The organism is Halorussus marinus (genome assembly GCF_004521895.1).
Classification (GTDB): Archaea; Halobacteriota; Halobacteria; order Halobacteriales; family Haladaptataceae; genus Halorussus; species Halorussus marinus.
On the sequence record NZ_SBIR01000005.1, the window covers coordinates 39,719 to 58,273 of the forward strand.

Genomic DNA, 18,555 nt, shown 5'->3' on the forward strand with positions numbered 1-18,555 from the left:
GAGCGTGTCTCGTGGCCGGGTCTTCGCGTCGATGTGTTCGCTGGTGTTCCTGGTCAACCTCGCCCGCGTGGTGTTCGCGCCCCTGCTGGAGCCGCTTTCGGGGGCGTTCGCCCTCGACGAGTCGACGGCGGGGCTGATCGCCACCCTCGCGTGGCTGGGGAGCGCCACGCCTCGCATTCCGACCGGCTACCTCCTCACCCGCGTCGAGCGCCACCGGGTCGTGCTCGGGACCGGCGCGGTCCTGACCGGCGCGGCCCTGTTCATGTACGCCGCGAACTCCGTCCCGATGCTCGCGGTCGGGGCGTTCCTGATGGGAGTCGCCAGCGGCGCGTACTTCATCGCGGCCAACCCCCTCGTCTCGGAGCTGTACCCCGGCAGAGTCGGCCGGACGCTCGGCATCCACGGGATGGCGAGTCAGGTCGCGGCCGTCGTCGCGCCGCTTTTCGTCGGCGCGGTGCTGCTGACCGCCTCGTGGCGCGAGGTGTTCGCGGTGGTCGCCGCCGTGGCGGCCCTCGCCACCGCGGGCTTCTACTGGACGGCCCGACGGACGGACCTGCCCGACGCCGGGAGCGCCGACCGCAACTTCCTCGCGGCCGCCCGCAAGCAGTGGCCCATCATCGTGACCGGCGTCGCGCTGTTCGGCGCGAGCGGGTTCGTCTGGAACGGCTTTTTCAACTTCTACGTCAAGTACGTCACCGCCACGAAGGGCGTCACCCCCGGGACCGCCAACACCCTGCTCACGGTGGTCTTTGGGGCCGGCGTGCCCGCGTTCTGGGCGACCGGGCGGCTCGCCGACCGGCTCCCGCACATCCCGCTCATTCTGGCGATCCTCGGTGGGTTCGTCGCGTCGTTACTCGCGCTCACCGCGGCTCAGGGAGTCCTCGCCATCGCGGCCGTGACCGCGGTGCTCGGCTACGTCGTCCACAGCCTCTTTCCCGCGCTCGACACCTACCTGCTCGACTCGTTGCCCGACCAGAACCGCGCCAGCGCCTACTCGCTGTACAGCGGTCTGGTGATGATCGTCCAGGCGATGGGAAGCGTGGTCATCGGCGCGCTCGTCGACCGGGGGTTCGCCTACGACACCGTCTTCCGGACGTTCGGCGCGGGACTGATCGCGATACTCGCCGTGCTGGTGGCCCTCTACGCGCTCGATTGGCTCCCGGAAGGCGGTCGGGACCCGACGGTTTCCTCGGGGGATTAGAACGCGCGACGACAGGCCTCGACCGTCGTCGGGATCAGCGTCGGGTCGGGATCGAGACCGACGAACACCGCGACCTCCTCGTCCCAGCCGACGACGTTGATTCCGTCCTCGAAGATGCGCGTGGTGAACTCCAGGGACCCCAGCGGCGGGAACAGGTCGGTCTGGCGCGCCTCCGAGATGTGTTCGAACACCATCTCCTCGAAGATCTCCTCGCGCATGTCCTCGGAGTAGGTCTCGTCGATGTTGTCGCGGATGTAGACGATGCTGTACTCGCGATCTGTCAGATCGCCGACCGCGACGGTCCTGAGGCCGTCGCCGACGTCGGTCTGCAACGCCTCGGTGAGTTCCGTCGGAGCGAGCGCGTCCATAGCCGAGAGGTGTCGTTCGGTCCGTATCAGTGTACCTGTTCCTGATACTCTCGCGGGAACTCCCCGCGAGCCGACATCGACCCGACCGCGAGGCGACGATTCCGGGGCGATTCCCCCGGCTTTTCAACCCCTCCGTCCTAACGCCGAGCCGATGGAGTACGGACAGGAGCGGATCGCCACCCTCCACGACCTGACCGCGAGCGTGCCCGACGCGCCGACCGACCGCGCGGCGGTGGTCGTCCCGATGACCGAACGCGAGTACGCGGGGCTGGCCGCCGAGCGCGTCCTCTCGGAACTGGAGTCGGTCGCGCCCGGACGGGTCGTAGTGGCCCTGCGCGCGCCCGCCGAGAAAGTCGAGGCGTTTTGCGAGTGGCTCGGGGGGTTCGACCTCCCGCTCGACGTGGTGTGGTGTAACGGCCCCGGCGTGACCGAACTGCTCGCCGACCGGGGGCTCGACGGGGCGGCGGGGAAGGGCCGGGACGTGTGGCTGGCGCTTGGCACCGCCGCGGACACCCACGAGTACGTCGCGGTCCACGACGCCGACGCCCGGACGTACGAGGGCGCGGACGTCGCCCGCCTCCTCTTCCCGCTCGGGAGGGGCTACGACTTCTCGAAGGGCTACTACGCGCGGGTCGAGAACGGCCGGCTCTACGGCCGGCTCTGTCGACTGTTCTACGCGCCGTTGATCCGGGCGCTGGCCGACGAGACCCCCGGAGCTCCGATCCTCGACTATCTCGGAGCGTTTCGGTACGCGCTGGCCGGGGAGTTCGCGGCGACGAGCGAGTTCGTCCGGGCGGTCCGGGTCGAGCGCCACTGGGGGCTGGAAGTGGGGACCCTCGGCGAGGCGTTCGCCCGGGCCGGCTTCGAGGGCACCGCGCAGGTGGACCTCGGGCGCTACGAGCACGACCACCGGGCGGTGTCGGGGCCGACCGGACTCTCGGACATGAGCGAGGGCGTCGGGGCCGCGCTCCTGCGGGCGGTCGAGGCCCACGGCGTGGCGCCCGACTACGAGACCCTGCCCGATCGGTACCGCGAGGCCGGCGCGGACCTCGTCGAGCAGTACGCCGCCGACGCCGGGTTCAACGGCCTCGAGTACGACCCGGCGGTCGAACGCGAGCAGGTCGACACCTACGCAGAGGCGATCCGGCCGCCGGGCGCCGACCGACGCCTGCCCCGGTGGCGCGAGGCCGATCTGGCCCCCGAGGACGTGATAGCGGCCTCCCGGTCGGACCTCGCGAACGTCCGGGAGTGAGAGACCGACGGGTACACAAGCCCCGGCGCCAACCCCCACACATGACCGAACTCGACGTGGAGCCGGTCGACCGCATCGACGAGGCCGGCGTGCCCGCCGGCGTCGACGCCCCCGAGTACGTCCTCTACGGCGGGAAGGGCGGCGTCGGCAAGACCACCATGGCGGCCGCGACGGGGCTGGCGAGCGCCCGGGACGGCACCTCGACGCTGGTGGTCTCGACCGACCCCGCCCACTCGCTGTCGGACACCTACGAGACCGCGATTCCGGCCGACCCCGAGCGCATCCGGGAGGACGTGCCGCTGTACGCCGCCGAGATCGACCCCGACGAGGCGATGGCCGAGGGCAAGGGGCTGATGGGCACCGCCGGCGGCCCGACCCCGGGCGGCGCCGGCGGCCCGGGAACCGACGAGTCGGCCGGCGACTTCGGGGGCGACGCCGGCGGCCCGGCGGGCGGGCTCGGCGGCCTGCTCGGCGACGAGAACCCGCTGGACGCGCTGCTCGGCGGGCCGATGCCCGGCGCCGACGAGGCCGCCGCGATGCAGAAACTGCTGGAGTTCATGGACGACGACCGGTTCGAGCGCGTGATCGTCGACACCGCGCCGACCGGCCACACCCTCCGCCTGCTCGAACTCCCGGAGCTGATGGACACGATGGTCGGACGCATCATGAAGCTCAAACAGCGCTTCGAGGGGATGATCGAGGGGATGAAGGGGATGTTCGGCGCCGAGGAGGTCGACCCCGAGCAGGGTCTCGACGACCTCGAAGCGCTCAGCGAGCGCGTCGAGCGCCTCCGATCGACCCTGCGGGACCCGGCCCAGACCGACTTCCGGGTCGTGATGGTGCCCGAGGAGATGAGCGTCCTCGAGTCCGAGCGACTGCTCGGCCAGCTCCGGGAGTTCGGGGTGCCGGTCGGCACCGTGGTGGTCAACAAGGTGATGGAGGACCTGACCGACGTGGTCGAGCCACGCTCGAACGCTAGTCAGACCGAGTCCGACGGCGCCTCGGCGGGCTTGGACTCGGCGGCGTTCGTCTCGCCGAACCTCGACACCTGCGAGTTCTGCCAGCGCCGGTGGGAGGTCCAGCAGGACGCGCTCGCGGCGGCCCAGGAGGTGTTCCGGGGCCACGACGTCAAGCGCGTGCCCCTGCTGGCCGACGAGGTCCGGGGCGAGGAAATGCTCGGGCTCGTTGCGGCGTGTCTCGACTGACTCTCAGTCGCCCAGCGGATTCTTCGCTATCACCGACGTCGCCAGCCCGTAGAGTTTGTCCCGGAGCGACGCCGGGACGAACCGCGCCAGCACCGACAGCTTCGCGGCGCGCCCGACGGGGTAGCGGGCCGAGGGGTCGGTGACGTTCGCGGCGTCGAGGATCGTGTTCGCGACCTCCCGGGGGTGGATGGCGCCGGGACCGCCGCCGCCGACCGCCTGCGAGTCGTCGAGGATCGCGTAGAGGGAGTCGTAGGCGCCCGACCGGTCGAGCCCCTCGATCTCCGAGGCGGCGCGCTCGACGAAGGCGGTGTCGACCGGGCCGGGCTCGACCAGCACCGCGTCGATGCCGTACTCGGCGACCTCGGGCCGGAGCGCGTCGGTCAGCCCCTCCATCGCGAACTTCGACCCGGAGTAGACGCCCATGCCAGGCACCGAGAGCCGCCCCGCGACGCTGGAGACGTTGATGATGCGGCCGGCGTGTCGCTCGCGCATGTGGGGCAACACTTCCCGAACGAGCCGGTGGGGGCCGAACACGTTCACGTCGAACTGGCGCTCGACGCTCTCGGTCGGGACGTCCTCGATCGGGCCGAGCTGGGCGTAGCCGGCGTTGTTGACCAGACAGTCGATGCGGCCCGCCTCGTCGACGATCCGGTCGACGACCCGCTCGATCTCGTCGGGCTCGGTCACGTCGAGGCTGGCGACGTTACAGCCCGCCTCGCCGAGCGTTTCGATGTCGGCCGGATTTCTCGCGGTCGCGTACACGTCCCAGCCGTCTTCGAGGAACGCGTGTGCGGTTTCGCGGCCGATACCCGACGAACAGCCGGTGATCAGAACTGTTTCGGTCACAGGTCCACTGTCGAGGCGCGGACAGTTAACTCTCCTCGCTTTCGATCTCCGCGCGGACCGACGCTTTCACCTCGTCGGCGTAGGCGTCGGCCCGGCGGGTGGGCTCGGGGAGCTTGTAGCCCGCACAGAGCGCCGCGACGAGGTCGGTCGCCGTCTCGGCGCCGACGCGGTGGCCCGGGCTGACGTACAGGGGGTTGACGTGGCGCGTCTCCGGGTTCGGGTACTGTCGGGACTGGTAGGCGTGGCCGATGATCGTTCCCCGGGGCGCGGTGACGCTGTCGTCGGCCTCGATCGGGACTCGCCGGCCCTCCGGGAGAGGGTCGTCGAGGGGTTCGCGCGGTCGGCCACAGAGCAGGCTCTTCGCGACTCCGACCGCGGGCAGATCGAGGGTCACGCCGACGTGGGTGGCGATGCCGGCCTCCCGGAAGTGGATGCGCCCGCTCCCGTCGACGACCGCGAGGTCCGGTTCGACCGACAGCGCCTCGAAGGCCGCGAGGATCGCCCCGCCCTCCCGAAACGAGAGCAGTCCCGGGATGTAGGGGAGTTCGGTTGGCGCGACCGCGTGGACCCGTTCGATCACCTCCCCGCCCCTCGAGGCGACGATCGCGCTCACCGCCCGGTCGTCGACGAACGCCTGATCGACGCCGGCGACGACGGGCGGATCCGGGGAGGCGTCGCGGGACTCGCCCGCGCCGTCGTTTCTGTTCTCGCCCGCGTCGGCGAGTTCGGTCTGGTCGGGCGCGGTGGTCTCGGCCGCGATCGCCGCCGGGGCGAACGCGAGGTCGTCGGCGAACGTCGCGGCGTCGGCGATCTCGCGCTGGAGCCGTTCCATCGCCTCCCGGGAGAGCGACGCGTCGGGGACGAACTCGGGGTTGACTGGCGTCATGAGAGAGCCGAGGAGCCGAGAGTAGTTAGAACCGACCGCCGGGACCGCCCGGACCGCCGGGGCCGCGACCGGGGCCGCCGCCACCGCCGAGCTGGATCTCCTGTGGGGCGCGCTCGCCCTCGCGTTTGAGCTTCGCGCCGTAGGCGAGCCCGATCGCGACGCCCGCGAGGTGGGCCACCTGCGCGACCCCGCCGGCGCCGATGCCGCCGGCCGCGCTCACGAACGCCGAGTAGCCGACGAACAGCGTGGTCGCCAGCCAGAGCGGCATCGGGATGACGAAGTAGAGGTATATCGTGAGGTTGGGGTTCAGAACGGTGAGCACGCCCATGACGGCCGCGATCGCGCCGCTGGCGCCCAGCACCGCCGCGGTGTCGCCCATCGCGAGCGACACCCCGACCTGTGCGAGCCCCGCCGCCGCGCCCGAGATCAGGAACAGCGCGGCGAACTTCCGGCTCCCGAGTCGGCGCTCGACGACCGGGCCGAAGAAGTAAAGCACCAGCCCGTTCACGAACAGGTGGCCGACGCCGCCGTGGGAGAACGTCGAGGTGAGCCACGTCCAGACGTAGAACACGTTCTCGGTGTTGAGGGTGAAGACGTCGTACCACGTCTGAGAGCCGACCGCCACCCCGACCAGCGGCGGGAGCACGTACTGGACGGGGAACCACAGCACCATCGCCGCGAGGAACACGTAGGTCATGTTCCCGCGGAAGTAGCCCAGCGGCCCGCCGGGACCGGTGTCGATGCCGATGCGGTCGGCGACGCCGCCCGACCCGCCGGGGTCGTTCACGCTGTCGTCGAACCCGCTGTCGAACACGCCCTTCGGGTCGTTCCATTCGTTGAGCCCGGGGCAGTCGTGGCTCTCGGGGAGGCGATGGTCCGAACAGTAGGTGCCGCCACAGCGCCGACACTCGTACGGCATGTTTTCGTGCTCGCCGCACGCGTCACACTTCGCCATTGGGGGAGTCTTTGGTTCGGGTCTTGAAAGGGATTTGGGTCTTGAGGGTTCCGGCCGCGACGGCGCCTCCCGGCCGACCGCGCGGGACCGAGCCCGCGTGCGGAAATCGCTCGACGGTGGCCAAGTCCCGCCTGACTCGACGGCCTCCGGATCGCCCGCCGTTCGACCGGCTCGGGGTCCGGCGCCGTAAACACTTATACGATCGACCGCTGTGACGTAACATACCGATGTGTCGGGAGACGAAGCGCGAGCCGGCGTGGGTGTCCGCGATCCGGCTCGCGATGTTGGAAGGGCGCGTCGACGTCGAGAGCGTGGTCGAGGAAGCCAATTTGGTGGCGGGCCGCGAGCGGACGGTCCGGGACGTACTGGCGAAGATGTGCGACCGCCGACTCCTGCGGGCGGTCGACGGCGCCGAGGACGCGTACGTCCCGGGGCCGGTGTTGCTCGAATCCGACCGCTTCGACCTCGATTTCGAGCGGGCGTCGGACGGCGGCGCCCACCGGTGGAACTCGGCGGTCTGAGCCCGCTTGTTACGTTCACCCGCCGAAGCCGTCCCGGCGGGCGCCGGAGCGGAGTCCCCGAAACTAGGAGCTGACATAGCGAAAGCTATGTGTACACTACGATCGAACGTGGCCCTGATGGGTAACCTCACCGACACCAAGGTCTCGGAGAAGAACCTCACGACGGTGCCGAAGCCGGTCCGGAACTTCCTCGACGTCGGCGTCGGCGACCGCGTCGAGTGGCACGTCGAGAGCGGGAACATCGTCGTCCGGAAAGCCGAGCGCGACGAGTGAGCGACCGGTCGCTCATGCGACGTCGTCGCCCGCGAGGTCGGTCGGTTCGTCGACGTCCCGGCGAACGCCGGGGTCCTCGACGGCCACGAGCGCGCTCGCCTCGCCCTCTAGTATGATCTCTCGACCCCCGACATCGCCCGTGACGTCGGTCAGCGGATCGAAGAACCGTCGGTCGAACAGCACCGGATTTCCGCGTTCGCCGCGGTACGCGGCCGCGAGCGCATCGCCCGCGCCAGCGGCGTACGCGGCCGCGAGCGTCCGGACCGTCGCCGGATCGACGAACGGCATGTCGCCCAGCGCGACGACTGCGGCGTCGACGTCGGCCCGCTCGCGGATCGCCGCCACGCCGGTCCGGACCGACGACGCCTGCCCGTCCTCGTAGGCCGGGTTGTGAACCGTCTCGACCGGGACGTCCGAGACGGCGGCCCGGACTCGGTCTCGTTCGTGGCCGGTGACGACAACCACCGGGTCGAGCTCCGCCTCGACGAGCGTGGCCGCCGCGCGGGCGACGATCGGGTCGCCGTCGACGGTCGCCAGCAGTTTGTTCCGGTCGCCGTACCGACTGCTCGTCCCCCCTGCGAGGACGACGCCGCCGACCCGGGGCGAGTCGGGGGCGTCGGCGTCTGCCGGGTCCTCGAACGGGGGTTCGACCAGCGGGAGCCGACGGTCCCCCGAGCCCGCGTCGGTCATCGCTCGACGACCGGGTACGGGACGACCTCGACCCGTTCGCCCGCGTCGAGCGCGTCCTCGGTGAGGACGAAGCCGTCGGCCCGGGTCGCGCGCGTGCTCGACGAGAGGACGCTCGGGTCGAACGTGTCCTCGTAGACGGCGAGCGACGAGTCGGCGTGTCCGAGCGGCGTCGCCGTCCCGTCGTCGAGAGTGACCGGCACGGCGTACGCGAACCCCGGAACCGAGATGCCGACGTCGGCCGCCATCGTCGCGCCGACGCTTGGGAGGCTCGTACTCCCGGTGAAGTACGGCCGGGCGACCAGCGACGTGACCGCGTGGGCGCCCACCGGCTTGCCCGGGACGGCGAACGCGACGGCGTCGGGGAGTTTTGCGACCGCGATCGGCTTGCCGGGTCGGAGCCGGACGCGGTGAAAGCACACCTCGCCCACGTCCGCGAGCGCGCGGACGACGTAGTCGGCCTCGCCGACGCTCGTCCCGCCGGTCGTCATCACCACGTCGTGGTCGGCCGCGACCTCGGCGATTCGGTCCCGAACGCGCTCGAAGTCGTCGGGGACCGTCCCCTCGTAGGTCGCCTCGTGGCCCCACGCCCGGACGAGTCCGGCGAGCATCGGCGAGTCCAGATCCCGGTGTTTGCCCTCGTGGATCTCGGTCCCGGTCGCCAGCAGGCCGACCGAGAGGGGCTCGCGGACGGGCACCTCGTCGATGCCGAGGTCCCCGAGCAACAGCGCGTCCTTCGGGCCGAGCCGTTCGCCGGCCTCGAACAGCCGCTCGCCTTCGGTGACGTTGCTCGCCCGCTCGTAGACGTAGGTGCCGGGCGTCGTGGGCGAGCCCGACAGCCGGCCGTCCTCGACGGTCGCTTCCTCCTGTTTCAGCACCGCGTTCGCCGACGGCGGGAGCGGCGCCCCCGTGAAGATCCGGACCGCCTCGCCGGCGGCCAGCGACGGCGGTTCGTCGTCCGGGAACACCGGCTCGTCGACGAGGTCGTACGGGTACTCCTCCGCGGCGTCGAACGCGTAGCCGTCCATCGTCGCGTGACTCCGAGCCGGCACGTCCGCGGGCGCGTCGATCGGTTCGGCGAGGTCCCGTCCGGCGATCTCGGCGAGGCCGACCGTCTCGATCCCGCGGCGATCGAGTCGTCGTTCCCGGAGATCGGCGACCGCCGCCGCGCCCGCCTCCCAAGTGCGCATCTCGCCGTGATCGTGGCCGTCAGTCACGCTTCGTCCCCTCCAGTCGCGGTCCCGTCGGGTATCTATCCTCGTTTTTCAGTAACTTTATTACGGTGGTACGGCATAGCATATGGCGTGGTAATAGTATGCTCATAGTGGCGGGGTATAAAAGATGACGGTGTCGAGCGACCGATCGACGCGACCGAACGGAGGCGATCGCTGATGGAGTTCGAGGGCGAGTTCGAGCTCGAAGACGTACCGCCGGACAAGGCGTGGGTCGTCCTCTCGGACCCGATCGCGGTCCGGGACGCGCTGAAGGGGTGTCAGTACATCACGCCGATGGACGACGACTTCGAGTGGGACAGCTACGAGGCCGAGGAGGGCGTCGAGACTCTCCCCGAGGCGGACGCCGACGCCGTCGCCGACCGGGCGTTCGAGGCCGGCCGGGACTACGCGGCGCTGATGCAGGTCGGCGTCGGGAGCGTGAAACCGAAGTTCGAGACGACGGTCACTATCGAAGACCGCGACGACGAGACGTTCGAGATGACCGCCACGGGCTCGGGATCGGCCAGCAGCAGCGGTTTCAGCATGGACTCGGGGATGCGAATCCACGAGCTCGAAGACGGCGACGGCTCCCGGATCGAGTGGTGGACCGAGGCCGACATCTCCGGGCGGATCGCCCAGCTCGGCGGTCGGGTCATCAATCCGGTCGCCGACAAGATCGTGAACAACTTCTTCGGCGCCATCGAGTCGGAGATGACCGACGTCGAGGAGACCGACTCCGGCGTCACCGACAGGATTCGGGGGATGTTCTGATGAAATCCGCACCGTTCGAACACTACGAGCCGACGACGACCAACGAGGCGACGAGCCTGCTCGAGAGCCTCGACGATCCGACGATCCTCGCCGGCGGCCAGAGCCTCGTGCCGATGCTCCGGTTCCGGCTGGCGAACCCCGACGTCGTCGTCGACATCAACGGCATCGACTCGCTCGACTACCTCCGGGAGGAGGACGGCTATCTGAAGCTCGGGGCGCTGGCTCGTCACGCCGACGTCGAGGACTCGGACCTGATCGACGAGCGGTACGGGAGCTTCGCCGACACGGCGCCGCTCGTCGCCGACCCGCAGATCAGGAATCGCGGGACGGTGGCGGGGTCGGTCGCCCAAGCCGACCCCAAAGGCGACTGGGGAAGCGTCCTGCTCGCCCACGAGGGCGAGATCGTCGCGGAGGGCCCGGACGGCGAGCGCGTCATCCCGGCCGACGAGTTCTTTCTCCTGCCGTACGACACGACCCTCGGCGAGGACGAACTGATCACCGAGGTCCGGGTCCCGACGCCCGAGCCCCGCGAGGGGAGCGCGTATCACAAGCTCAAGCGAAAGACCGGCGACTACGCGATGGCCGGGGTCGGCGCCCGGCTCGTGCTCGACGACGACGGTCGGATCGAGACCGCCGGGATCGGCATGACGGCGGTCGACATCACGAACGCGCGGGCGACCGACGCCGAGCAACACCTCGAAGGCGAGCGCCCGAGCGCCGACCTGTTCGAGACCGCCGGCGAGCTCGCCGCAGAAGCGTCGAATCCCGAGTCCGACGAGCACGGCGGGGCCGACTACAAAGAACGGATGGTAGACGTGCTCGCACAGCGCGCGCTCGGCGACGCCGCGGAGCGAGCCGGCGCGGTCAGACGGAAGGTGACACAATGACTGACGAAACCGAGATCACGCTGACGGTCAACGGTACCGAACACACCGTCGAGGTCGAGCCCCGACGACTGCTGGTCCACGCGATCCGCGAGGACCTGGACCTGACGGGCACCCACATCGGTTGCGACACCGGTAACTGCGGCGCCTGTACGGTGTTGAAAGACGGCGAACCGATCAAGTCCTGTCTCATGTTCGCGACGCAGGCCGACGGCGCCGAGATCCTCACCGTCGAGGGGATGGAGGACCTGCCCGCGGCCGACGACGACCTCCACCCGCTTCAGGAAGGCTTCAGGGAGGAACACGGCCTACAGTGTGGGTACTGTACGCCGGGGATGCTGATGGCCGGCAAGGCGCTGTTGGACGAGAACCCCGAGCCGGAAGAAGACGAGATCCGGGAGGCGATCAGCGGCAACCTCTGTCGGTGTACGGGCTATCAGAACATCGTGCGCTCGATCGAGTACGCCGCAGACGAACTCGACGCCCGGGCCGCCACCGACGGCGGGGCGGTCGCGGCCGCCGACGGCGAGCGTTCGGCCGCCGACGGCGGCGAGGCCGACACGTTCTGCGGGCTCGAAGACTGCTGTGGCGGTCCCGACGCGTCCGGCGGGGACCACGCAGGCGATCAGTTCGAGCGCGAGTACCTCGGAGGTGAGGAGACGTGAGCTCCGATCGCGAACGCGCGCCCGACGCCGACACCGAGTACCAGCACCCCGAAGACGACGGGCCCGAGCCCGAGAAACACTGCGGGCACGGCCGCGGCGGCATGGGCGAGGAGGTAAACCGCAAGGAGGACAAGCGGTTCATCACCGGCCGGGGCGACTACGTCGACGACATCAAAAAGCCCGGCATGCTCCACTGCGAGATCGTCCGGAGCCCGCACGCCCACGCCAGAGTCGAGGAGATCGACGGCTCGCGGGCCGAGGCGATGGACGAGGTCGTCGCGGTACTGACCGCCGAGGACCTGCTGGCCCACGACCTGGCGACGATGCCGACGCTGATGGACGACACTCAGGACGTGCTGGTCAACGAGAAGGTGAAGTTCCAGTCCCAGGAGGTCGCGGCGGTGATCGCCGAGGACCGCTACGCCGCGAAGGACGGCGCCCAGAAGGTCGAAGTCGAGTACGACGTGCTAGACCCCGTCGTCGACGCCGAGGAGGCGCTCGAAGACGACGCCCCGCTCGTCCGGGACGAACTGGACGATCAGGAGGACAACCACATCTTCGACTGGGAGACCGGCGACAAGGAGGAGACCGACCGGGTGTTCGAGGAAGCCGACGTCACCGTCGAGGAGGACATGCTCTACCAGCGGCTCCACCCCGCGCCGATCGAGACCTGCGGGGCTGTCGCCGACTGGGACCCCGGCAAGGACAAGATGACCGTCCACATGACCTCCCAGGCGCCCCACGCCCACCGGACCCTGTTCTCGCAGGTGTCGGGCATCCCCGAGCACAAGGTCCGGATCGTGAGCCCGGACGTCGGGGGCGGGTTCGGCAACAAGGTGCCGATCTACCCCGGGTACGTCGTCGCCGCCGCGGCGTCGTACGTGCTCGAAGAGCCCGTCAAGTGGGTCGAGGAGCGCTCGGAGAACATCCAGACCACCGGGTTCGCCCGCGACTACGACATGACGGGCGAACTCGCGGCCACCGAGGACGGCGAGATCAAGGGCGTGAAAGTCGACGTGCTCGCCAACCACGGCGCGTACAACGCCGCGGCCCAGCCCTCGAAGTTCCCCGCGGGGTTCTTCAACATCTTCACCGGCTCGTACGACATCGAGGCGGCCCACGGATCGCTGACGGCGGCGTTCACCAACACGGCGCCCGGCGGGGTCGCCTATCGGTGTTCGTTCCGGGTCACGGAGGCGGTGTACCTCATCGAGCGCATGGTGAAGGTGCTCGCCGACGAACTCGACGTCGATCCGGCCGAGATCCGGCGGAAGAACTTCATTCCGTCCGAGGCGTTCCCCTACGAGTCTGCGACCGGGTGGAACTACGACTCGGGCGACTACGAGAAGGCCCTCGACAAGGCCCTCGAGATGGCCGACTACGAGCACTACCGCGAGGAACAACAGCGCCGCCTCGAAGAGGACGCCGACAAACTGATCGGAATCGGCATCTCCTCGTTCACCGAGGTCGTCGGCGCGGGACCGGGCAAGCAGTGTGACATCGCGGGCATCGAGATGTTCGACTCCGCGGACCTCCGGGTGAACCCGACCGGCAACGCCGTCCTCCGCGTGGGCGTCCAGACGCAGGGACAGGGCCACGAGACGACGTTCGCCCAGATCGTCGCCGAGGAACTCGGGATGGACGTCGACGACATCACGGTCGAGCACGGCGACACAGACACCGAACCCTACGGGCTGGGCACGTACGGCTCGCGGTCGACTCCGGTCGCGGGCGCGGCGGCGGCCGTCGCCGCCCGCAAAGTCCGGGACAAGGCCAAGTCCATCGCGGCCAACGAACTGGAGGCCGCCGAAGAAGACATCGAGTGGGACCGCGAGTCCGGCGAGTTCCACGTCGCCGGCGCGCCCGACCGCTCGATCACCATCACGGAGATCGCGGCCGGCGCCTACATGAACCACCCCGGCGGCGAGGAGCCCGGACTGGAGGCGACGAACTACTACGACCCGCCCGAGATGACCTACCCGTTCGGGTCGTACATCGTCGTCGTCGAGATCGATCGGGAGACCGGCGAGGTCGACTTCGAGAAGTTCGTCGCGGTCGACGACTGTGGCAACCGCATCAACCCCATGATCATCGAGGGCCAGATCCACGGCGGACTCGCACAGGGGATCGGCACCGCGATGATGGAGCACGTCACCTACGACGACAACGGCAACGTCACCGGCGGCGACTTCATGAACTACCTGCTTCCGACCGCAAACGAGATCCCGAACTTCGAGACGGGCCACACCGTCACGCCCTCGCCCCACCACCCGATCGGGGCGAAGGGCGTCGGCGAGTCGCCGACGGTCGGCTCGCCGCCGGCCATCGTCAACGCGGTCGTCGACGCGATGTCCGAGGCCGGGGTCAGCCACGTCGAGATGCCGATGACACCCGACGTGGTCTGGGAGAAGCTCGACGAGGTCGGGTTGAGCCACCAGCCCGCCCGGAACGTCGAGTTCAGCGTCGAGGACGGCGAGCACGCCGACGACTGATCGACGACGCCGACGCACCGACGGCGGGGCGACCGACGCCCCGCGCGAACCCCTGTGAAACTACACCACGATGTCACACGACGAGACGCCACACGGCCGAGCGCCCGACGCGACCGACCGGAGCGTGATCGACGACGGCGACGTATCGACGCTCGAAGACGAACTACAGCGCCGCCGGGAGCCGTACGCCCGCGCCACGGTGGTCCGGCGCGAGCCGCCGGTGTCCTCGAACGTCGGCGACCGCGCGGTGGTGACCCCCGACGGCGAACTCCACGGCTGGGTCGGCGGGGCGGCCTGCGCCCAGTCGGTGGTGGCCCGGGAGGGCCGCGAGACCATCGAGGCGGGCGCCCCGCGGCTGATCGGGATCGCCCCCGATCCGGAGTCGATCGACCGTCCGGGCCTCGAGGCGTTCCCGATGCGGTGTCACAGCGAGGGCGTGCTCGAAATCTACCTCGAACCCGTGGCGCCCCGGACCGAGCTGATAGTGGTCGGCGACTCGCCGGTCGCCCGATCGCTCGCGCGGCTCGCCGACGAACTCGCGGTCGACGTGACGCTCGTCGCCGCGGACGGGGACGTCGCCGACGTGCCAGATCGCACCGAGGTGTTGGGGACCGTCGAGCCCGACGAGATCGCCGACGCCGCCGGGCGAGCGCCCCTCGTCGTCGCGGCCTCGATGGGCAAGTACGACGCCCGGGCCATCGCGGCCGGCGTCGCGGCCGACGCGCCGTACGTCGGGCTGATCGCGAGCGACGAGCGCGCCGACGAGGAGATCGAGCGGGCGGCCGGCCTGCTCGACCGCGACCCCGAGACGGTCCGCGAGGCGGTCACGAACCCCGCGGGCGTCGACATCGGCGCCCGCACGCCGGCCGAACTCGCCGCGAGCCTGCTCGCGGAGATCGTCGACGTGCGTTCGCAGGCGAGCCCGGCCGAGGGAGAGGCCGCCCCGTCGAACGCGGCCGACGACCCGGCGGCCGGTGACGACGAGGCCGACGCCCCGCCGACCGAGTCGGCCGAGGAGACCGCGGTCGACCCAGTCTGCGGGATGACGGTCGATCCGGCGGCGACCGCGGCGTCGGTCGACCACGACGGGCGGACGTACCACTTCTGCTGTCGGGGGTGTGCGGACTCGTTCGAGTCCGACCCCTCGTCGTACCTCGACCGGGAGGTGAACGCGTGAGCGATCGGACGGCCGCCCGAGCCTTCGACTCGGTGACCGAGGCCGACCTCCGCGAGCGGTTCGAGCGGACCGACTACGTCGCTGACGACCGCACCGTGACGACCGTCTCGCTCGCGCTCCAGCTCGGCCAACCGCTGTTGGTCGAGGGACCGCCAGGGAGCGGCAAGACCGAACTCGGCAAGACTCTCGCGGCGGGGTTCGACACCGAGCTGATCCGCCTGCAGTGCTACGAGGGACTGACCGCCGAGAACGCCCTCTACGAGTGGAACTACACCAAGCAACTGCTCGCCGTGCAGGGCGAGGAGGGGTCGGTCGCGGGCCGCTCGGGCTCGCCGAGCGACGGCTCGCGAGGCTCGTCGGTGTTCGGCGAGGAGTATCTCCTCGAACGGCCGCTGTTGCGCGCGCTCCGGACCGACGGCGATCGGCCGCCGGTCTTGCTGATCGACGAGATCGACCGGGCCGACGAGGCGTTCGAGGCGTTCTTGCTGGAGGTGCTGTCGGACTTTCAGGTGTCGATCCCCGAGTACGGCACGGTGAGCGCCGACCGGCCGCCGATCGTGGTGCTCACGTCGAACCGGACGCGCGGGCTGAGCGACGCGCTCAAGCGGCGGTGTCTCTATCTCCACGTCGAACCGCCGTCGTTCGAGACCGAACACGAGATCGTCCGCCGGAAGGTGCCCGAACTCGACGCGGCCGTCGCCGCCGAGGTGTGTGGCGTGGTCGCGGCGCTCCGCGAGGAGTCGTTTCTCAAGCAACCGGGCGTCGCCGAGACGCTCGACTGGGCGCGGGCGGTCGCCCGACTCCGCCACGAGGAGTCCGACGAGCCGCTGTCGACCGACGAGATCGAACGCACCATCGGCTGTCTGCTGAAGGAAGCCGAGGACGTGAGCCGGGTCGACGCCGAACTGCTCGACCGACTGCACGACGCCGCGGCGAACGCCGCAGACGGGATCGAGTGAGCCATGGCCGGCGATCCCGACTCGGGCATCGAGCGACGTGCGGGCGAGGAGAGCGTCCCGGACTTCCGGGCGGCACGCACGCACGTCCTGACCGAGCTGTTCCGGCTGATTCGGGACCTGCGCCGCGAGAACGTCGACGTGCCAGCGTCGGCGTCCCAAGACGCCGCGCGAGCGCTCGCGCGGGTCGGGCTCGGCGACGAGCGTCGGGTCGAGGCCGCGCTCCGCGCGACGCTCCTCTCGGCGGCGGCCGACGCGGCGGCGTTCGACGAGGCGTTCCCCGAGTTCTGGCACCGGCTCCGGACGGGTCTCGACCGGATCGGGACCGTCGAGCGCGGCCCGACGGCCGCGGGCGGCGACGACGCCGACGGCGACCGCGAGTCGCCCGACGGCGGGGCCGACGATCCCGACCTGCTCCCCGACGCCGACCCGCCCGAGATGGACGGCGACGGCGACGGACGGGTCGAGGTCCGAATCCCGACCGAGCGTCGGCGGGCCTCGGGCGACCGGGCGGCCGCCTCCGGGGACGCCGACGCCAGACGGTACAGCGCGGTCGGCGGGAGCGAACTCGTCGACGCCGCGACGCCCGCGGCGTCCGAGGCCGGCCGCGCGGCCGTCGAGAGGTTCGTCGACGCGCTCGCGACCCTGCCCGGGCGCCGTCGTCGTCGTGCCCCCGCGGGGCCGGCGGTCGATGCCCGGGGCGCGCTCCGGGCGAGTCTGGAGACCGGCGGCGTCCCGGTCGAGCTCCCCCGGACCGAGCCGACGCCGAGCGAGCTCCGGTGCTGTCTGCTCGTCGACGTCAGCGGCTCGGTGCTGGACACGATCGACCGGAGCGCACTGCTCGCGCTCGCCGAGCGGACGGCGAGTCGCGCGCTCGACGCCCGGGTCTTCCTGTTCGACACCGACCTCGTGGAGGCGACCGACGCCGTCGAACGCGCGGACGGCGACCCCGCCGGCGCGTTGCGGGCCGCGAGCGTCGAGTGGGGCGGCGGGACCCGGATCGGCCACGCCTTCGAGACGCTCCGGCGGTCGGCCCCGAACGCGGTCGACCGCCGGACGGTCGTCGTGGTGGTGAGCGACGGGCTCGACGTCGGCGACCCCGAAACCCTCGAAGCGGGGATCACCTGGCTCGCCGACCGGGCGAGCGCCGTGGTCTGGCTCAACCCCCTCGCGGTCTCGCCGGCGTTCGAGCCGTCCTCCCGGGGAATGTCGACGGTCGCGCCGTACGTCGAGGGCCTGTTCGGCTTCGCGGAGGCCGACGACCTCGTCGAGGCCGCCCGCCAGATCGAGACCCGCGGGCTCGGGGGGTCGGTCGGGTACCAGCACGATCCGCGACGGACCGCGAGCGCCGCCGACGGGGGTGACTCGGCGTGACCCACCGCCTGCTGTCGGCGATATCTGACGAACTCGATCGGCGGGGACACCTCGCGGGCAGTCGCCTCGACGGGGTCACCGTCGGCGAGTCGGCGGTGCTCGTCGAGGTCACCGACGAGACCGGATCGGGCGCGGAGCCGTCGGCCGGGCTCGCTCACCGCCCGCCGGGCGAGGTCCCCGAACTCGGCGAGACCGTCGAGTCGCTTCTCGCACCGGTCCGGTCGGCCGGGGCCGGCGACGAATCGACCGAGAGGAGCGCCGACCGGATCGCGCTGGCCGCGGGCGTCGCGACGCTGAACGCCCTCTCGGCCCCGCACGTCGACTGGCGGACCGGCGATCCGATGGCGTTGCTCGACGAGTCGGTCGAGACGGTCGTCACGGTCGGGCTGTTTCGCCCCGCGTTCCGGAAGTTCGACGACGTGGCGGTCCGGGTCGTCGAGCGGACGCCGGTCGGCGACGTCTCGACGCCCGAGGGCGTCAGCCTCCGGACCTTCGATCCCGAGGAGACGTCGGCGGCGATGGCGGGCGCCGAGGTGGTCTTTATCACCGGCTCGACGCTCGTGTACGGCGGCCTCGAGAGGTACCTCGCGGCCGCGCCCGACGACGCCGCGGTGGTGGTGGTCGGCGCGACCGCGTCCGGGCTCCCGGGGCCGCTGTTCGACGCCGGCGCCGACGTGATCGCGGGCGCGCACGTCGCGGCGCCCGACCGCGTCCGGGCCGCGGTCGCGGACGGCGACTGCGGCACGGCCCTCCACGACCGCGGCGTCCGGAAGGTGTACGCCGCCCGCGAACCGCCATCGACGATTCGACTGCGATCCACCCCATAAC

General features: G+C 70.8%; 19 protein-coding genes. 13 read left to right on the forward strand and 6 right to left on the reverse strand.

Features of this window, described 5'->3' with window-relative positions; translation table 11 throughout:
- Positions 1-4: 4 nt before the first annotated feature.
- The gene (locus EPL04_RS07520) at positions 5-1,201 is read left to right on the forward strand and encodes an MFS transporter (protein ID WP_394345873.1); all 1,197 of its coding nucleotides are present in this window, start codon (positions 5-7) and stop codon (positions 1,199-1,201) included.
- On the opposite strand, the gene EPL04_RS07525 is transcribed toward EPL04_RS07520, so the two are convergent.
- Positions 1,198-1,569: a DUF7522 family protein gene (locus tag EPL04_RS07525; RefSeq protein ID WP_134670719.1), complete on the reverse strand. Its 372-nt coding sequence runs from the start codon at positions 1,567-1,569 to the stop codon at positions 1,198-1,200. The two genes, EPL04_RS07520 and EPL04_RS07525, sit on opposite strands and share 4 nt — an antisense overlap.
- A gap of 151 nt (positions 1,570-1,720) precedes the next feature.
- Here EPL04_RS07525 and EPL04_RS07530 point away from each other — a divergent pair, with 151 nt between their 5' ends.
- Both EPL04_RS07530 and EPL04_RS07535 read left to right on the forward strand, forming a co-directional pair.
- A complete protein-coding gene (locus EPL04_RS07530; RefSeq protein WP_134670720.1) occupies positions 1,721-2,821 on the forward strand; it encodes a glycosyl transferase family 2 in 1,101 nt (366 codons plus the stop codon).
- A 41-nt stretch (positions 2,822-2,862) separates the two neighbouring features.
- Positions 2,863-4,026 carry an ArsA family ATPase gene (locus EPL04_RS07535; protein ID WP_134670721.1) on the forward strand — a complete coding sequence of 388 codons (1,164 nt, stop codon included), beginning with the start codon at positions 2,863-2,865 and terminating at the stop codon, positions 4,024-4,026.
- Between the two features lie 3 nt (positions 4,027-4,029).
- Here the strand turns inward: EPL04_RS07535 and EPL04_RS07540 are convergent, their stop codons facing one another.
- From EPL04_RS07540 to EPL04_RS07550, 3 genes are read right to left on the reverse strand one after another with little or no spacing between them, the layout of a single operon-like run.
- Positions 4,030-4,872: an SDR family oxidoreductase gene (locus tag EPL04_RS07540; protein ID WP_134670722.1), complete on the reverse strand. Its 843-nt coding sequence runs from the start codon at positions 4,870-4,872 to the stop codon at positions 4,030-4,032.
- 25 nt (positions 4,873-4,897) lie between these two features.
- On the reverse strand, positions 4,898-5,758 hold the full coding sequence (locus EPL04_RS07545) for an endonuclease V (protein ID WP_134670723.1): 861 nt from the start codon (positions 5,756-5,758) through the stop codon (positions 4,898-4,900).
- A gap of 25 nt (positions 5,759-5,783) precedes the next feature.
- Positions 5,784-6,713 (reverse strand): rhomboid family intramembrane serine protease, encoded by a 930-nt coding sequence (locus tag EPL04_RS07550; protein ID WP_134670724.1) that lies wholly within the window; start codon positions 6,711-6,713, stop codon positions 5,784-5,786.
- Positions 6,714-6,940: 227 nt separating this feature from the next.
- On the opposite strand from EPL04_RS07550, the gene EPL04_RS07555 reads away from it, so the two are divergent.
- Both EPL04_RS07555 and EPL04_RS07560 read left to right on the forward strand, forming a co-directional pair.
- A complete protein-coding gene (locus EPL04_RS07555) occupies positions 6,941-7,234 on the forward strand; it encodes a hypothetical protein (protein ID WP_134670725.1) in 294 nt (97 codons plus the stop codon).
- A gap of 117 nt (positions 7,235-7,351) precedes the next feature.
- Positions 7,352-7,507: an AbrB/MazE/SpoVT family DNA-binding domain-containing protein gene (locus tag EPL04_RS07560; protein WP_209019592.1), complete on the forward strand. Its 156-nt coding sequence runs from the start codon at positions 7,352-7,354 to the stop codon at positions 7,505-7,507.
- A 12-nt stretch (positions 7,508-7,519) separates the two neighbouring features.
- Here EPL04_RS07560 and EPL04_RS07565 read toward each other — a convergent pair whose 3' ends face one another.
- Positions 7,520-8,197, reverse strand: coding sequence for a nucleotidyltransferase family protein (locus EPL04_RS07565; protein ID WP_134670727.1), 678 nt, complete (start codon positions 8,195-8,197; stop codon positions 7,520-7,522).
- Positions 8,194-9,384 (reverse strand): molybdopterin molybdotransferase MoeA, encoded by a 1,191-nt coding sequence (locus tag EPL04_RS07570; RefSeq protein WP_134670956.1) that lies wholly within the window; start codon positions 9,382-9,384, stop codon positions 8,194-8,196. Before EPL04_RS07570 ends, EPL04_RS07565 begins: the two co-directional genes overlap by 4 nt.
- Before the next feature lie 201 nt (positions 9,385-9,585).
- Between EPL04_RS07570 and EPL04_RS07575 the strand changes: the two genes are divergently transcribed.
- From EPL04_RS07575 to EPL04_RS07610, 8 genes are all read left to right on the forward strand, one after another.
- Complete coding sequence (locus EPL04_RS07575; protein WP_209019593.1) at positions 9,586-10,179, forward strand: CoxG family protein; 594 nt, start codon at positions 9,586-9,588, stop codon at positions 10,177-10,179.
- The gene (locus EPL04_RS07580; protein ID WP_134670729.1) at positions 10,179-11,066 is read left to right on the forward strand and encodes an FAD binding domain-containing protein; all 888 of its coding nucleotides are present in this window, start codon (positions 10,179-10,181) and stop codon (positions 11,064-11,066) included. The genes EPL04_RS07575 and EPL04_RS07580 overlap by 1 nt, the downstream gene beginning before the upstream one ends.
- Positions 11,063-11,728, forward strand: a complete 666-nt coding sequence (locus tag EPL04_RS07585; RefSeq protein ID WP_134670730.1) for a (2Fe-2S)-binding protein — start codon at positions 11,063-11,065, stop codon at positions 11,726-11,728. The genes EPL04_RS07580 and EPL04_RS07585 overlap by 4 nt, the downstream gene beginning before the upstream one ends.
- Positions 11,725-14,220, forward strand: coding sequence for an aerobic carbon-monoxide dehydrogenase large subunit (locus tag EPL04_RS07590; RefSeq protein WP_209019594.1), 2,496 nt, complete (start codon positions 11,725-11,727; stop codon positions 14,218-14,220). The genes EPL04_RS07585 and EPL04_RS07590 overlap by 4 nt, the downstream gene beginning before the upstream one ends.
- 70 nt (positions 14,221-14,290) lie before the next feature.
- On the forward strand, positions 14,291-15,397 hold the full coding sequence (locus EPL04_RS07595) for an XdhC family protein (protein WP_134670731.1): 1,107 nt from the start codon (positions 14,291-14,293) through the stop codon (positions 15,395-15,397).
- Complete coding sequence (locus tag EPL04_RS07600) at positions 15,394-16,356, forward strand: AAA family ATPase (protein ID WP_134670732.1); 963 nt, start codon at positions 15,394-15,396, stop codon at positions 16,354-16,356. Before EPL04_RS07595 ends, EPL04_RS07600 begins: the two co-directional genes overlap by 4 nt.
- A 3-nt stretch (positions 16,357-16,359) precedes the next feature.
- The gene (locus EPL04_RS07605; protein WP_134670733.1) at positions 16,360-17,727 is read left to right on the forward strand and encodes a VWA domain-containing protein; all 1,368 of its coding nucleotides are present in this window, start codon (positions 16,360-16,362) and stop codon (positions 17,725-17,727) included.
- Positions 17,724-18,554: a Rossmann-like domain-containing protein gene (locus EPL04_RS07610; protein WP_134670734.1), complete on the forward strand. Its 831-nt coding sequence runs from the start codon at positions 17,724-17,726 to the stop codon at positions 18,552-18,554. The genes EPL04_RS07605 and EPL04_RS07610 overlap by 4 nt, the downstream gene beginning before the upstream one ends.
- Position 18,555 lies beyond the last annotated feature (1 nt).